The sequence below is a fragment of the Nocardioides szechwanensis genome (assembly GCF_900103935.1).
Lineage (GTDB): Bacteria > Actinomycetota > Actinomycetes > Propionibacteriales > Nocardioidaceae > Nocardioides > Nocardioides szechwanensis.
The window spans coordinates 212,986-228,236 of the sequence record NZ_FNIC01000005.1 but is presented as its reverse complement, the minus strand read 5'-3'; the positions used below and the strand labels follow the sequence as shown (position 1 = coordinate 228,236).

Genomic DNA, 15,251 nt, shown 5'->3' with positions numbered 1-15,251 from the left:
GGACGGTCGGGGCGCGGTCAGGGGGCGAGGGTGAACCAGTCGGCGAAGCCGCTGGGGTCGTGCCGGCCGAGACAGCCGTGCTCGAAGAGGCCCCACCCTTCGACGCCGTCGCAGGTCGCGCGGCCGACGTGGTCGATCACGCCGAACATCACGCGCCCGGCCACCTCGGGGGCGGTGAGGTCGTAGGTGAGGCGCTCGGTGAAGTCCGGGCCCTTCCACACGCCGTGCGTCCAGTCGGAGTCGCCGCCGTAGCCGCCACCGACGTGGATCGGGACGCCGAGCTTGGACTCCACCTCGAGCTGCAGGGTCTTGCCCTCGGGCGTGGTGCAGGTGATCGAGGCACCGGTCGGAATCCGGGTCCCGGACGTGTAGTGGATCTGCACGAGCGGCCAGCCGAGCTGCTCGACCCGCCCGTCCTTCCAGACCCGGGTGCAGTCGTTGAGCGTGCGGTAGCCGTCGGGGTCCTCCTGGAGGATCAGGATGATCGCGAAGTCGTCGAAGCGCATCGGCACGTAGGTCCACCACAGCCCCTCGAACTCCGGGACCAGCGGCGCTCCCGCCGGCACCGCCTCGCCCACGGGACGGATGCCCCACGAGCGGTCGCGGGTGCCGAGCCAGCGGTCGGGAGTGACCGCGATGTCCTCGCCGTCGATGCTGAGCGTGCCCTCCCAGGTGCCGACCTGGGCGAAGCGCTGGGCGTCGAGGGTGACCCGGCTCTCCGCACGCATGACGTGACGCTGCTCCTGGAGGACGTCGAAGGAGCCCTCCCAGGTCATGTCCATCGCGATGCCCTCGGTCTCCTCGAGCACCAGACGCAGCTTGCGCAGCGGCTCGACGACCTCGATCCGGTAGTTGCCGATCTTCTGGTTGAGCCGGTCGTCGTCGATCGCGTCGGACAGGTGCACCGCGGTCTGCACGTCGCCACGGCGTACGAGGACGAAGGCGTCCTTGGTGCCGAGGTTGGGGTAGTAGCCGGCGCCGGTGATGACGAAGATGTCACCGGTGCGGTCGTGGGCGTTGAAGTAGCAGCGGTCGTAGAAGTTGCGGTCGCTGCTGCCGGCCCAGGTGACCGGGAGCGGCAGCTGGTGGATGGGGTACTCATCGAGGTGGCTGACCATCAGGCGCCGGCCTCCTTCAGGATGCGCTCAACGAGCGGCTTGCAGTGGAAGAGGGACTCGATGTCGTCGGGTCGTTCGATCTCGCCGAAGTGGATCTGCCGGGCGCCAGTGCGCATGAAGACGATGCACCACTGGAGCCCGTTGTAGACGTGGTACCAGGTGAGGTCGCCGACGTTCTCTCCCGTCAGCTGCTCGTAGGTCGCCACGACGTCCTCCTCGCGGAGGAAGTGCGGCATGCCGGGCAGCTCGAGCATCCCGGTGATCGTCTCGAAGACCTGGTGGGCGAAGACCATCCACGACAGGTCGAGCTGGCGCGGCCCGATCGCCGCCATCTCCCAGTCAAGGACCGCGACCGGCGTGAAGTCGCGGTAGATCGTGTTGCCGATCCGGGAGTCACCCCAGCAGAGCACCGCGTCGTCGTCGGCGGCCTCGGGCAGGTTGGCCCGCAGCCAGGCCAGGGCGCGCTCGACCATGGGGCTGGGCCCGATGTCGGCCTTGGCGAAGTCGTACCACGCGGCAGTCCGCGAGAGGTTGCGCTCCAGGAGCGAGGCGCCCGCGTGACCGTGGTGGGCCGGGTCGAGGAAGCCGAACGTCTGCTGGGCGTCGGGGATGCCGTGCAGCCCAGCGAGCACCTCGACCGTGCGGTCCTGGAGGCGGCGCTGGTCCTCGCGGCTGGCGTCGTGCAGCCAGTTGTCGCCGAAGTTGTAGGGCAGCACGTCCTGCGGGATCACCCCGTCGACGCGGTCCATGAGGAAGAACGGCGTGCCGAGCACGTCACCGGTCGGCTCCATCCACCGCACGGCCGGCACCGGTACGTCGGACCGCTCGGCGACGATGCGCATGGCGTCGTACTGGTCCTGGAGCTCGTAGGACGCGAACACCGGGAAGTCGGCCTGGGCCGGCGCGACCCGCGCGACGTACTCCCCACGTCTCTCCTGGCCGTCCTCGGTCCAGGTCGCGTCGAGCAGGAGCGTCTCCGACGACATCCCGTTGGCGTCGATGCCCGAGTGCAGCACCACGCTCGGTCCGGCCCCCGGAGGCAACAGCGTTGCCAGCCAGTCGGCCAGCTGGGTCGGCACCGCGGTGGCGTCCCGGCTGGAGCGTTGCATCTTCAGATCGGCTGGCGGTGGCGCCTGGGTCACGAGCTCTCCTGTGACGTGGGTCTCAAGTTGACACCCGTCAGCATGGGTGGAACGTGTTCTAGTTGTCAATGCGCAAAGCCGGTCTGCCGAGTCGGCGCTTGTGCACGGCGTGGAGCCGCCGAGTCGGCGCTAACGTCGTGCAGTTGCGCCGACTCGGCGATGTCGGGCGTGCACAAGCGCCGACTCGCGGTGGGGTCAGACGATGTCGGTGGCCTTGACCCGGGCCTCGTCGGCCTCCTGGTCGGTGAGCATCAGCTGGCTCTGGCGCTCGGCCTCGACCCGGCGCAGGTAGTGGTCGACCTCGTCGGCGGTGCGGGCGTCGTCCCAGCCGAGCTCGGCGGCCATCAGCCGGGCCGCGTGGGGTGCGGCGGAGACGCCGCGGTCGAAGGTCTCGATCGAGATCCGGGTGCGGCGGGTGAGGACGTCGTCGAGGTGGCGGGCGCCCTCGTGGGTCACGGCGTAGACCACCTCGGCGGCGAGGTAGTCCTCGGCCCCCTCCAGCGGCAGCGACAGCAGCCGGTCGGCGGCGACCAGCGCGAGCAGGTCGTCGACCAGGCCGCCGTGGCGACCGAGCAGGTGGTCGATGCGCGCCACGTGCAGACCGCTGCGGCGCGCGAGCAGCACCCGCTGGTTGGCCCGGGTCTCGTAGCCGTCGGCGCCGACCAGCGGCACCCGCTCGGTGATGGAGTCGCGGACGGTGAGGTTGACCGTCGTACGCAGCGAGTGGGCGGCGGCGTCGATGGCGTCCTTCGCCATCACGCGGTAAGTCGTGAGCTTGCCGCCGGCGATCATCACCAGGCCCGGGACCGGGGTCACCACGGTGTGCTCGCGCGAGATCTTGGAGGTCGGCTCGGACTCGCCGGACAGCAGCGGCCGCAGGCCGGCCCAGACCCCCACCACGTCGTCGTGGTCGAGCGGCTCGCGCAGGATCTCGTTGACGTGGTCGAGGATGTAGTCGATGTCGGCGCGACTGGCCGCGGGGTGCGCCTTGTCGAGGTCCCACGGGGTGTCGGTGGTGCCGATGATCCAGTGCCGGCCCCACGGGATCACGAACAGGACCGAGGTCTTGGTGCGGACGATGAAGCCCGCCTCGGAGCGGATCCGGTCACGCGGCACCATGATGTGCACGCCCTTGCTGACCTTGACGTGGAGCGCGCCGCGCCCGCCGACCATCTCCTGGATCTCGTCGGTCCAGACCCCCGCGGCGTTGACCACGACCCGGGCCCGGATCTCGAGCTCGCTGCCGTCCTCGAGGTCGACCGCACGCACGCCGACCACCCGCTCGGCCTCGCGCAGGAAGCCGGTCACCTTCACCCGCGTCGCGACGTGGGCGCCGTGGCCCGCGGCGGTGCGGGCCAGCGCCAGCACCAGACGGGCGTCGTCGACCTGGCAGTCGTAGTACTGGATGGCGCCGGCGATCTTGTCGGACTTGAAGTCCGGGGCGATCCGGGCGACCTGGCGCCGGAACAGGTGCCGGTGCCGCGGGACACCCATGCCGAGGGTCCGACCCGTCTTGCCGAGCATCGCCATGCCGTCGTACAGGATCAGGCCCGACCCGATGTAGGGGCGCTCCCAGCCGCGTCCGGTCAGCGGGTAGAGGAACGGCACCGGACGGACGAGGTGCGGAGCCAGCCGGGTGAGCAGCAGCCCGCGCTCCTGCAGGGCCTCGCGGACCAGCCCGAAGTCGAGCATCTCGAGGTAGCGCAGCCCGCCGTGGATGAGCTTGCTGCTGCGGCTGCTGGTGCCGCTGGCCAGGTCGCGCTGCTCGACCAGACCGGTGTTGAGGCCCCGGGTCACCGCGTCGAGGGCGGTGCCCGCGCCGACCACTCCCCCGCCGACGACGAGCACGTCGAGCTCGGTCTCCCCGGCGACCCCGCTGAGGGCGGTGAGCGCCTCCTGACGCGCGTCCGGGCTGAGCGCGGACGGCGTGCCGAGGGGGAGACTCATGCGGCCATTGTCGCAAGACGATGATGTCTTCCGTGTGTCAGTGGAGAACCGGGCTCCCGACGCAACCTTCCGACCCCCCTGTGCGTCTCCCTACACGTGAGGCGTCGACGGGGGGGCGGCCTGGCCGGGGCAGCAGTGCTCACGTGCGCCCTGGTGGCGCTGGCCGGGTCGCCCGTCGGGTCCGAGGGTCTGGCGCTACCACAGGCCCGGGCCCGCCCGGTGGCGGCGACCAGCACCCCGACACCCCCGCCCACACCCCAGGCACCCCAGGCACCTGAGCCGCCGTCGACACCGCCGCGGGCCCGGACCGCCACCGTCGTGATGGGCGGCGACCTGCTCTGGCACGACACGGTGTGGCTCAGCGCCCAGGAAGACCACGCCCGCACCGGCCGGGGCAAGCGCTTCGACTTCGCCCCGATGTTCGCGGCGCTGGCGCCGCTCGTGCGCGAGGCGGACCTCGCCATCTGCCACGAGGAGGTGCCGTTCGCGGCGCCCGGCCAGCCGTTCCAGAGCTACCCGGTCTTCGCGGCCCCGCCCGCGATCGCGCCGTGGATCGCGGACACCGGGTTCGACGCCTGCGTCACCGCGTCCAACCACACCGTCGACCAGGGGTGGGACGGGTTGGTCCGCACCGCGGACCTGCTGGAGGACAACGGCGTACGCCACGTGGGCACCTCCCGCAGCCCGGCGGAGCGTCGTCGTCCCGTGGTCATGACGACCGACCAGGGCGTCCGGATCGGCATCGTGGCCGGGACCTACGGCCTCAACGGCTTCCCGCTGCCCGAAGGGCGCCCGTGGTCGGTGTCGATGGGGGACGCCGACAACCTGCTGCGCCAGGCCGCGCGGGCGCGCCGGGCCGGCGCCGACGTCGTGGTGGTGCACCTGCACGGCGGCAACGAGTACGACCACCTGCCCAACGCCGACCAGGTGGCCCTGGTGGAGCAGCTCACCGCCTCCCCCGACGTCGACCTGGTGCTCGGTGAGCACGCCCACGTCGTCCAGCCGATCACCAAGGTCAACGGCACGTGGGTCGTCTACGGGATGGGCAACATGGTCGCCCAGCAGGAGGTCGAACGACCGCGCACCTACGAGGGCATCACCGTGCGCTTCACCTTCACCGAGCAACCCGACGGCGGCTTCGAGGTGAGCCGGGCCGCCTACGTCCCGACGTACTGGAACCACTGGAGCCCGGGCCGGCCGATCCGGATCCAGCGCGTCGTCTCCGCCCTCGCGGCCGGCCGCGGCGACCTGGCGCGGCTGCGCGAGGCGCGGCGCGAGATCCGCGAGGCCGTGCGCGGCCTCGGGCGTACGCCGGGGCTGCTCGAGCGGTAGTCAGGCCCCGCGCGCGGCGTCGACGGCCTCGGTGAGCCCGCGCGCGGCCAGCCGGTCGGCCCGCTCGTTGCCCTCGTGGCCGGCGTGGCCCTTGATCCAGTGCCACTCCACGTCGTGGCGCTCGCACGCGGCCACGAGCTCCTGCCACAGGTCGACGTTCTTGACCGGCTGCTTGGCCGACGTGCGCCAGCCGTTGCCCGACCAGCTGAGCACCCACTTGGTGATGCCGTTGCGCACGTAGGTGCTGTCGGTGTGGATGTGGACCACCGAGCGCCGCTTGAGAGCGTCGAGCGCCCGGATCGGCGCCATCAGCTCCATCCGGTTGTTGGTCGTCTCGCCGGCCTCGCCGCCGCACAGCTCGAGCTCGTGGCTGCCCTGCTGGAGCAGCGCGCCCCAGCCACCGGGACCGGGGTTGGGGATGCAGGCGCCGTCGGTGTGGATGACGACGGGGAGTGTGGTGCTCACTACTCGACGACGACCTCGACGCGCTGGAACTCCTTGAGGTCGGTGTAGCCCGTCGTGGCCATGGACCGCTTGAGGGCACCGATCAGGTTCATGGTGCCGTCGGCGACGCGGGAGGGACCGAACAGGATCTCCTCGAGGGTGCCGACCCGGTCGAACTCCACCCGCTCGCCGCGCGGCAGGTCGGCGTGGTGGGCCTCGGCGCCCCAGTGGAAGCCCCGTCCGGGAGCGTCGGTGGCGCGAGCCAGCGGCGACCCGACCATGACCGCGTCGGCACCGCAGGCGATCGCCTTGGCGATGTCGCCGGACTTGCCGATCGAGCCGTCGGCGATGACGTGGACGTAGCGCCCGCCCGACTCGTCGAGGTAGTCGCGGCGCGCGGCCGCGACGTCGGCGACGGCGCTGGCCATGGGTACGGCGACACCGAGCACGGTGCGGGTCGTGTGGGCGGCGCCGCCACCGAAGCCAACCAGCACGCCGGCGGCACCGGTGCGCATGAGGTGGAGCGCGGCCTGGTGGGTGGCGCAGCCGCCCACGATCACGGGCACGTCGAGCTCGTAGATGAACTCCTTGAGGTTGAGCGGCTCCGCCTGCGACGAGACGTGCTCGGCACTGACCGTCGTACCCCGGATGACGAACATGTCGACCCCGGCGTCGACGACGACCTTGGCGAACTCCTTGGTGCGCTGGGGCGAGAGCGAACCGGCCACGGTGACGCCGGCGTCGCGGACCTCGCGCAGACGCTCGGTGATCAGCTCGGCCTTGACCGGCTCGGTGTAGATCTCCTGCATCCGCTCGGTGGCGTCCAGGCCGTGCAGCCCGGAGACCTCCTCGAGCAGCGAGGTGGGGTCGTCGTAGCGGGTCCAGAGACCTTCGAGGTTGAGCACGCCGAGCCCGCCGAACCGGCCGAGGGCGATGGCGGTCTCGGGCGACATCACCGAGTCCATGGGCGCCGCGAGCACCGGCAGCGCGAAGCGGTAGGCGTCGATCTGCCAGTCGATGCTGACCTCTTCGGGGTCGCGGGTGCGGCGCGACGGGACGATCGCGATGTCGTCGAAGGAGTAGGCGCGGCGGGCGCGCTTGGCCTGCCCGATCTGGATCTCGGTCACGCGGCGACCTTATCGCCGACCCCACCTGCCGACCCAGCCGTCGCGATCGCCTCTTCCCTCCGGCACGCGCGAGGGCCACGATGAGATTCGTGAAGCGACCTCCCCCCGCCGCTGGCCTCCTGCTCGTCCTTCCCCTGCTCGCCGTCGTCTCGGCCGGGCCACCGGCCGCCGCGGCGGGGCCCACGATCTACACCTGGACAGGCGCCCAGTCCACGGTGTGGGGAAACAACCTGAACTGGAACCCCGAGGGGGTCCCGCAGGCCGGCGACGGGGTCTCGCTGTCCCCCGGGCCGAGGGCCACGATCACCGACGTACCCGACATCATCCTCAGCGCGCTGACTGTCAGCGGCGACCCTGACGAGGCGGTCTCGATCACCGGGCCGGGCACCGTGACCGTCGCCGGCCCGTTCGCGTGGAGCGGCGGCGACATCGGGGTGGACCTCGAGCTCGCCCAGCTCGGGGTGGGCGTGATCTCCCCCAGCTCCGACCCCATGCACTTCGGCAGCGAGACCGGGCAGACGTTCAAGATCGACGGCGCGCTCGCGTTCGCGGACGACCCGCTCGGTGGCGCCCATCCGCTGCTGGACCTGATGTTCGACGCCAACCTGGTGGTCAGCACCACCGGCCGGGTGGCGATGGGCGACCGCACCTGGATCCGCGCCAACCGGTGCTGCGTCGGGCCGACGTCGACGATCGTGGTCGACGGAGGCATCGAGGTCGACACCGGCACCACCAAGCTCGAGAACGTCGGGCTCGACCTGCGCGGCACCGTCCAGGTCCCCGACGATGGCACCGTCGAGCTCACGGGCGGACCGGTCCGGGTCGACGACGGAGCGACCCTGCTCGGCGGCGGGACCGTGGTCGTGCCCGAGACCTCGGGCGACGCGTTCGACGAGGCCCACGCCGAGGAGCCCGACGGCACGGTCAAGCTGCTCGACGACCTCACCCTGGCCGACGGCACCACGTTGGAGCTCGGCGACCAGGCGGTGCTGTCCGGCGTCGGCGCCATCAGCGGTGTCGGCGTGCTGCGGCTCGCCGGGCCGCGCATCCACGCCCAGCTGACCGTCGCCCCCGACGTCTACATGACGACGGTGGCCGGTACGACGACCCGCCTGGTGAAGTGGGACCCCGACGTGCCCGGCCAGCACGGGTACGTCGTACCCCGCGGCGACTTCGACGTGGTCACCGGCTCGACGCTGTCGGTCCACGGCGGGACCCGGCTCGTGATCCCCGACGACGGCACCGTGCGCCTGCGCGCCGGAGCCACGTTGACCGCCGACGGCTGCTGCACCGAGCCGGGCCGGGTGACGGTCCAGTCGGGCGGGAAGCTGGCGATCGGTGCGAGCACCGGGGATCCCGCGGTCCTCAAGTGGGTCGAGCTGGGCGGCAACGGCGCGATCACCCACGTCGGTAAGTCGGAGTGGGACCTCGCCGGCACCACGTTCACCACCGGCGCGACGTTCCTCGGCGCCGGCCAGATCACCGGCGACCTCCCGGCCGGCGCCCTGAAGGTCACCCCGGTGGGCGTCTTCGTCGTCGACGGCGACTACACCGCCAACGCCGGCGGCACCCTTGTGGCGAGGGTCCCCACCGCCCTCAACGCCACGGCCACCAGCCGGCTGTTCGTCACCGGCACCGCGCACCTGGCCGGCCGGCTCGAGACCGCAGGCACCACACGCTTCCCCGAGGGGAAGGCCCTGCTGGCCCTCAGCGCCGGTCAGCTGACGGGGCGCTTCGCGTGCTCCGCGACGCCGGGCTGGCTACCGCGCCAGGCGGCGACGACGCTGCACCTGGTCGCGATCGGGGCGCGCGACCCCGGCTGCCTGGTCCCGTCGGCCCGGCGGGTCCTGCGGGCGACGTGGTCCGGCCAACGCACGGCGCCGGTGGTCGTGCCGGCCGGCGCCGACCGGGTGCTGCTCCAGGTCACGATCTCCAGGGCCACCCGCAACGTCCGGCTCATGCTCTCCGGTGGCACCAGCCCGCGGGCCTCCTTGGGCGCGCAGGCCGGGCGCACCGCCACCTACCACGTCGTCATCGGGCTCAATGCCGCGCGCAAGCTCACCGCCCGCCTCGACCACCGGGCACGCGTGGTCATCAACCAGGTCGGGTGGTACTGACCGCCGCGGCTCAGCGTCCGGTGTAGTTGGGCGCCTCGACCGTCATCTGCACGCCGTGGGGGTGGCTCTCGGTGAGCGAGGCGGAGGTGATCCGCACGAAGCGGCCGTTCTCCTGGAGCTCGGGAACGGTGCGTGCGCCGACGTAGAACATCGACTGGTTGAGCCCGCCGATCAGCTGGTGGGCGACGGCGGCGAGCGGGCCGCGGTAGGCGACCTGGCCCTCGATGCCCTCGGGGACGATCTTGTCGTCGCTGGCGACCTCGGCCTGGAAGTAGCGGTCCTTGGAGTAGGACTTCTTGCCCCGGCTTGACATCGCGCCGAGCGAGCCCATGCCGCGGTAGGACTTGTACTGCTTGCCGTTGACGAAGACCAGCTCGCCCGGGCTCTCGTCGCAGCCGGCGAGCAGCGAGCCGAGCATCACCGAGTCGGCGCCGGCGACCAGCGCCTTGGCGATCTCGCCGGAGTGCTTCATGCCGCCGTCGGCGATGACGGGTACGCCGGCGGGCTTGGCCGCCAGCGAGGCTTCGTAGACCGCGGTGATCTGGGGCGCGCCGACGCCGGTGACCACGCGGGTGGTGCAGATCGAGCCGGGGCCCACGCCGACCTTGATCGCGTCGGCACCCACGTCGACGAACGCCTGCGCGCCCGCGCGGGTGGCGACGTTGCCGCCGATCACCTGGACGTGGCGGGTGGCGGGGTCCTTCTTGAGCCGCTCGACCATCTCGAGCAGCATCCGGACGTAGCCGTGGGCCGTGTCGGCCACCAGCACGTCGACACCGGCCTCGACCAGCGTCGTCGCGCGCTGCCACGCGTCACCGAAGTAGCCGATCGCGGCGCCCACCAGGAGCCGACCGTCGGCATCGTTGGACGCCTTGGGGAACTGCTCGGACTTCACGAAGTCCTTGACGGTGATCAGACCGCCCAGGTGGCCCTGCTCGTCGATCAGCGGCAGCCGCTCGCGCTTGTGCTGGCGCAGGAGCAGCGTGGCGTCCTCACGCGAGATACCGATCGGCCCGGTGACCAGGGGCATCGGGGTCATCACCTCGTCGACCTTGGTGGTGGCCCACTCCGCCACGGGCGTGAACCGCAGGTCGCGGTTGGTGATCACGCCGAGGAGGCGGTTGTCGGTGTCGACGACCGGGAAGCCGGAGATGCGGTACTCCCCCGCGAGCTGGTCGAGCTGCTCCAGCGTCGCGTCGGGCCCGATCGTCACGGGGTTGGAGATGATCCCGGTCTGGGTGCGCTTGACGAGGTCGACCTGGTAGGCCTGGTCCTCGATCGAGAGGTTGCGGTGGAGCACGCCGAGCCCGCCCTGGCGGGCCATGGCGATCGCCATCCGCGACTCGGTCACGGTGTCCATGGCCGCACTGATCAGCGGCACCTTGATCGACAGCTCGCGGGTGAGCCGCGTGGTGGTGTCGATCTCGTCGGGCGCCAGGTCCGAGTGACCCGGCAGCAGCAGGACGTCGTCGTAGGTGAGGCCGAGGGCAGCGAACTTCTCAGGCAGTTCCACTGTCGCAGTCTAGTGGCCTCACCGAAAGCGGTCCCGGGCCGCCTACGACTGGCTGAGTGCGAGCGGCTTCAGGTCGCGTACGCCGATCCGCACGGTCAGCACGTCGCCGGCCATCCGGATCCGGCCGCGCATGCCCGCAGCCATCATCATCGGCATCACGGCCTGGTTGTCCGACCGGGTCGTCAGCACGATCGCGTCGGCGCCGAGACCCGTGGCCAGCCGTGCCGCGTCACTGAGCAGGCGGGTCCCGATCCCGCGGCGCTGCCAGGCGGGGTCGACCTCCAGCTCCACCGGTCGTACGTCGGTCTCGTCACCCGCGGCGGGGCGCACCGAGGCCACGCCGACCGTCGTACCGTCGATGGTGGCGACCACGCTGGTCCCCTCCACGTGGAAGTCGGGGGAGCTGCCGCTGCCCATGCGCCGGTTGTCCGAGAGCGCGAGCGCCGGGTGGTGCTGCTCGCGGCCGAGCACGTCGGTGACCAGGTCGGCCATGGCCGACCCACGGGCGTACTCAGTGGCGGTGAAGGGCGCACTGCGGCGGATCTGCACCTGTACGTCGCCGACCGTCATGTCCATCACGTCGAGGTGGGACCCGGTCGCTCCCGGGTCGGCGTCCGCGTCGAACAGCGCCGCGACGACCTCGGGGAAGGAGGCCGGCCGGTCCAGGATGGCCCGAGCCGCCTGCACGTAGCGCGTCGGCTGGTCGGTGAGCGCGGCCTGGGTGCAGGGCGCCGCGATCACCGACTCACCACCGGCCCGGCCGACCAGCTCGGCGATGTCGGCGGCGGCCCACGCGCCCGGGGTGCTGAGCACCAGCTCGTCGGTGACCGCCTCGATGCTCGGGAAGACCTGCACCCCGAGGATGTTGACTCCGGCCGCACCACACTCGGCGGCCAGCGCCGCCAGCGCACCGGGTCGTTCGGGCAACGTCGCTCGTACTCTCCACAACATACGGAGACTGTCTCCTCTCCGCGTTGCCGAGCCGCGTCCCCCGTGTTTCCTCCGTGCTAAATCCGTCGACCCGCCCGAAACTCACCCAAATGCACGTTGACCCGCCCGAAAGTTTCGGGCGGGTCAACGGTGGAACGAGTGCGGTGGATCAGTGGCCGTGGCCGTGCCCGCGGCCTGCGGCCGGGGCGTCGTCCTCGTCCTCGGGCTTCTCCACGATCAGCGTCTCGGTCGTGAGCAGCATGCCCGCGATCGAGCTGGCGTTGACCAGCGCGGAGCGGGTGACCTTGACGGGGTCCAGGACGCCCTGGGCGACCAGGTCGCCGTACTCCTCCGTAGCGGCGTTGTAGCCGTTGCCGACACCGAGCTCGCGGACCTTGGTGGTGACGACGTAGCCGTTGACGCCGCCGTTCTCGGCGATCCAGCGCAGCGGCTCGTCGGCAGACTTGCGCACGATGCGCACGCCCATGGCCTCGTCACCGGTGAGCCCGAGGTCACCGTCGAGCACGGAGACCGCGTGGATGAGGGCGGAGCCGCCACCGGCGACGATGCCCTCCTCGATCGCGGCGCGCGTCGCGGAGACGGCGTCCTCGATGCGGTGCTTCTTCTCCTTGAGCTCGACCTCGGTGTGAGCGCCGACCTTGATCACGCAGACACCGCCGGCGAGCTTGGCGAGGCGCTCCTGGAGCTTCTCGCGGTCCCAGTCGGAGTCGGTGTTCTCGATCTCGGCCTTGATCTGGTTGACCCGGCCCTCGACCTCGGCCGGGTCACCGGCGCCGTCGACGATCGTGGTGTCGTCCTTGGTGATGACGACGCGACGAGCTGTGCCGAGCACCTCGAGACCGACCTGGTCGAGCTTGAGCCCGACCTCGGGGGCGATGACCTGCCCGCCGGTGAGGGTCGCGATGTCCTGCATCATCGACTTGCGGCGGTCGCCGAACGCCGGCGCCTTGACCGCGACGGCGTTGAACGTGCCGCGGATCTTGTTGACGACCAGGGTCGACAGCGCCTCGCCGTCGACGTCCTCGGCGAGGATGAAGAGCGGCTTGCCGGCCTGGATGACCTTCTCGAGCAGCGGCAGCAGGTCGGAGATCGCCGAGATCTTCCCCTGGTGGAGGAGGATGTAGGGGTCGTCGAGGACGGCCTCCATGCGCTCGGTGTCGGTCACGAAGTAGGCCGAGATGTAGCCCTTGTCGAACTGCATCCCCTCGGTGAACTCCAGCTCGGTGCCCATGGTGTTGGACTCCTCGACGGTGATCACGCCGTCCTTGCCGACCTTGTCGAAGGCCTGCGAGAGCAGGTCGCCGATGACCGCGTCGCGGCTCGAGATCGTGGCCACGGAGGCCATGTCCTCGACCGACTCGACCTCACGGGCGGCCTCGCGCAGGGCCTCGCCGACGGCCTCGGTGGCCTTGTCCATACCGCGCTTGAGGCTCATCGGGTTGGCGCCGGCCGCGACGGCGCGCAGGCCCTCGTGGACCATCGCCTGGGCGAGCACGGTGGCGGTGGTGGTGCCGTCACCGGCGACGTCGTTCGTCTTGGTGGCGACCTCCTTGGTGAGCTGGGCGCCGAGGTTCTCGAACGGGTCGTCGAGCTCGATCTCACGGGCGACGGTCACGCCGTCGTTGGTGATCGTCGGCGCACCCCACTTCTTGTCGAGGACGACGTAGCGGCCCTTGGGGCCGAGCGTGACCTTGACGGCGTTGGCGAGGGCGTCGACGCCGCGCTCGAGGGAGCGGCGGGCGTTCTCGTCGAACTCCAGGATCTTGGGCATGGTTCTCCTATGCAAAGAGACCGGGTCGTGTGCCTGAGCGTGCGCCTGAACGCACTCTCAGGCACACGACCCGGAAGAAAAATCAGGAAATGATGGCGAGGACGTCGCGGCCGGAGAGGATGAGGAACTCATCGCCGCCGAACTTGACCTCGGTGCCGCCGTACTTGCTGTAGATGACCTTGTCGCCCACGGAGATGTCCATGGGGATGCGCTCGTCACCGTCCTCGTTGAAACGGCCGGGGCCCACGGCCACGACCTCGCCCTCCTGGGGCTTCTCCTTGGCGGTGTCCGGGATGACCAGGCCCGAGGCCGTGGTCTGCTCGGCGTCGAGGGGCTTGACGACGATGCGGTCCTCGAGAGGCTTGATGTTGACCGACACGATGTCGACCTCCACTTTCTCCACTTGTCTGACTCTGGGTGACTTGCCTGGGAGGACGGCGTCCTCCCCACGTTGGGGCTTGCCGGGGGGTACGCCGTCGCGGGGGTCGCACCACACTGCAAGCTCTGGCACCCTCATGGTGAGAGTGCCAAGTCCGAAACTAGCACTCACGACCAATGAGTGCCAGAAGGGGTCCGGAAACACCGGCGCCTGACAGGATCACGCTGTGGACCTCGACGCGTTTCGCTGGCTGTTGACCGATCCCGGCCAGCGGCTGCTCGCCGAGGCGGCCGGACTCGACGAGCCGGACCCGCTGCGCGCCCAGACCGCGCTACGCCGTACGGCGTCGGCCGAGCACGCGGCTGCGGCCCTCACCCAGGTGCGGCTGCGCGAGCGTGCGGTGGCGAAGTTCGGCGCCGACGCGGCCCGGATGTACTTCACGCCCGACGGTCTCGAGCAGGCGACCCGGACCCCCGTCGCCCAGCACCGCGCCGGCCGCCTGGCGGCGTTCCGCACCGAGAGCCTGGTCGACCTCGGCTGCGGCATCGGCGGGGACCTGCTGGCCGCCGCTCGGGTCGGGATCATCTGCGCAGGGGTGGACCTCGACCCGGTGCGGGTGGCCGTCGCCGAGGCCAACCTCGCCGCCCTCGACCTCGCCGGCGCCGTGATGGTCGCCGACGCCACCACCCTCGACACCGCCCCGTTCGACGTCGCCTTCGCCGACCCGGCCCGCCGCTCAGCACGCGGTCGCACGTTCGACGTCGACGACTGGACCCCGCCGTGGCCCTTCGTGGAGGGCCTGCTCCGACGCGACTCCTGCGTGAAGGTCGCCCCCGGCATCCCGCACGCGCTGGTGCCCGACGGTGTCGAGGCCGAGTGGGTCAGCGACCACGGCGAGGTGAAGGAGGCCGCGCTGTGGTCAGGACGCCTGGCGACGGTACGGCGCCGCGCCACCGTGATCGGCTACGGCGGGCTGGCCACGCTGACCGATGAGGACGACCCGGGCGGTGGGGTGCGGGCGGTCGGCGGCTTCCTCTACGAGCCCGACGGTGCGGTGATCCGGGCCGGGCTGGTCACGGCGGTGGCCGCCGGCGTCCACGGCGGGCTCGTCGACGAGCACATCGCCTACGTCACCTCCGACGAGTCGTTCCACACCCCGTTCGCCCGGGGCTACCGCGTGCTCGAGGAGCTGCCCTACCGCGAGAAGCCGCTACGGGCGGCACTGCGCGAGCGGGGCATCGGCCGGCTGACGATCAAGAAGCGCGGCGTCGACGTCGTACCCGAGCAGCTGCGCAAGCGGCTGGCCCTCACCGGTGACGACGAGGCCACGATCGTGCTCACCCGGGTCGCCGGCCAGGGCACGGCGTTGCTCGTCCAGCCATTCTGAGCCACCGCTCCCAATGGCGTGAC

General features: G+C 71.2%; 12 protein-coding genes. 3 read left to right on the top strand and 9 right to left on the bottom strand.

Features of this window, described 5'->3' with window-relative positions:
• Positions 1–17 precede the first annotated feature (17 nt).
• From BLR90_RS13780 to BLR90_RS13770, 3 genes are all read right to left on the bottom strand, one after another.
• A complete protein-coding gene (locus BLR90_RS13780) occupies positions 18–1,118 on the bottom strand; it encodes an Rv3169 family protein (RefSeq protein WP_091025789.1) in 1,101 nt (366 codons plus the stop codon).
• Positions 1,118–2,227, bottom strand: coding sequence for a phosphotransferase family protein (locus BLR90_RS13775; protein WP_091025884.1), 1,110 nt, complete (start codon positions 2,225–2,227; stop codon positions 1,118–1,120). Before BLR90_RS13775 ends, BLR90_RS13780 begins: the two co-directional genes overlap by 1 nt.
• A gap of 228 nt (positions 2,228–2,455) precedes the next feature.
• The gene (locus BLR90_RS13770; protein WP_091025788.1) at positions 2,456–4,207 is read right to left on the bottom strand and encodes a glycerol-3-phosphate dehydrogenase/oxidase; all 1,752 of its coding nucleotides are present in this window, start codon (positions 4,205–4,207) and stop codon (positions 2,456–2,458) included.
• 96 nt (positions 4,208–4,303) lie between these two features.
• Here BLR90_RS13770 and BLR90_RS13765 point away from each other — a divergent pair, with 96 nt between their 5' ends.
• Positions 4,304–5,539 (top strand): CapA family protein, encoded by a 1,236-nt coding sequence (locus BLR90_RS13765; protein ID WP_143016217.1) that lies wholly within the window; start codon positions 4,304–4,306, stop codon positions 5,537–5,539.
• On the opposite strand, the gene rnhA is transcribed toward BLR90_RS13765, so the two are convergent.
• Both rnhA and BLR90_RS13755 read right to left on the bottom strand, forming a co-directional pair.
• On the bottom strand, positions 5,540–6,004 hold the full coding sequence (gene rnhA / locus BLR90_RS13760; protein WP_091025786.1) for a ribonuclease HI: 465 nt from the start codon (positions 6,002–6,004) through the stop codon (positions 5,540–5,542).
• Positions 6,004–7,110 carry a GuaB3 family IMP dehydrogenase-related protein gene (locus BLR90_RS13755; protein ID WP_091025785.1) on the bottom strand — a complete coding sequence of 369 codons (1,107 nt, stop codon included), beginning with the start codon at positions 7,108–7,110 and terminating at the stop codon, positions 6,004–6,006. The genes rnhA and BLR90_RS13755 overlap by 1 nt, the downstream gene beginning before the upstream one ends.
• An 89-nt stretch (positions 7,111–7,199) precedes the next feature.
• Between BLR90_RS13755 and BLR90_RS13750 the strand changes: the two genes are divergently transcribed.
• Positions 7,200–9,227 carry a hypothetical protein gene (locus BLR90_RS13750; RefSeq protein WP_091025784.1) on the top strand — a complete coding sequence of 676 codons (2,028 nt, stop codon included), beginning with the start codon at positions 7,200–7,202 and terminating at the stop codon, positions 9,225–9,227.
• Between the two features lie 10 nt (positions 9,228–9,237).
• Here the strand turns inward: BLR90_RS13750 and guaB are convergent, their stop codons facing one another.
• The 4 genes from guaB to groES all read right to left on the bottom strand — a co-directional run bounded on the left by guaB (position 9,238) and on the right by groES (position 13,841).
• On the bottom strand, positions 9,238–10,740 hold the full coding sequence (guaB, locus tag BLR90_RS13745; protein ID WP_091025783.1) for an IMP dehydrogenase: 1,503 nt from the start codon (positions 10,738–10,740) through the stop codon (positions 9,238–9,240).
• Positions 10,741–10,782: 42 nt separating this feature from the next.
• Entirely contained in the window at positions 10,783–11,667 is an 885-nt protein-coding gene (locus BLR90_RS13740; RefSeq protein ID WP_245715320.1) for a GNAT family N-acetyltransferase, read from the bottom strand.
• A 172-nt stretch (positions 11,668–11,839) separates the two neighbouring features.
• Positions 11,840–13,462, bottom strand: a complete 1,623-nt coding sequence (gene groL / locus BLR90_RS13735) for a chaperonin GroEL (RefSeq protein WP_091025781.1) — start codon at positions 13,460–13,462, stop codon at positions 11,840–11,842.
• A gap of 82 nt (positions 13,463–13,544) precedes the next feature.
• Positions 13,545–13,841, bottom strand: a complete 297-nt coding sequence (groES, locus tag BLR90_RS13730; RefSeq protein ID WP_091025883.1) for a co-chaperone GroES — start codon at positions 13,839–13,841, stop codon at positions 13,545–13,547.
• Between the two features lie 226 nt (positions 13,842–14,067).
• Between groES and BLR90_RS13725 the strand changes: the two genes are divergently transcribed.
• Positions 14,068–15,228: a class I SAM-dependent methyltransferase gene (locus BLR90_RS13725; RefSeq protein ID WP_091025780.1), complete on the top strand. Its 1,161-nt coding sequence runs from the start codon at positions 14,068–14,070 to the stop codon at positions 15,226–15,228.
• The last annotated feature ends 23 nt before the right edge of the window (positions 15,229–15,251 follow it).

Bases quoted from the DNA above. Each gene is read 5' to 3' on its own strand.
- BLR90_RS13780 (WP_091025789.1), bottom strand. From the start codon at position 1,118: ATGGTCAGCCACCTCGATGAGTACCCCATCCACCAGCTGCCGCTCCCG.
- BLR90_RS13770 (WP_091025788.1), bottom strand. From the start codon at position 4,207: ATGAGTCTCCCCCTCGGCACGCCGTCCGCGCTCAGCCCGGACGCGCGT.
- BLR90_RS13775 (WP_091025884.1), bottom strand. From the start codon at position 2,227: ATGCAACGCTCCAGCCGGGACGCCACCGCGGTGCCGACCCAGCTGGCC.
- groL (WP_091025781.1), bottom strand. From the start codon at position 13,462: ATGCCCAAGATCCTGGAGTTCGACGAGAACGCCCGCCGCTCCCTCGAG.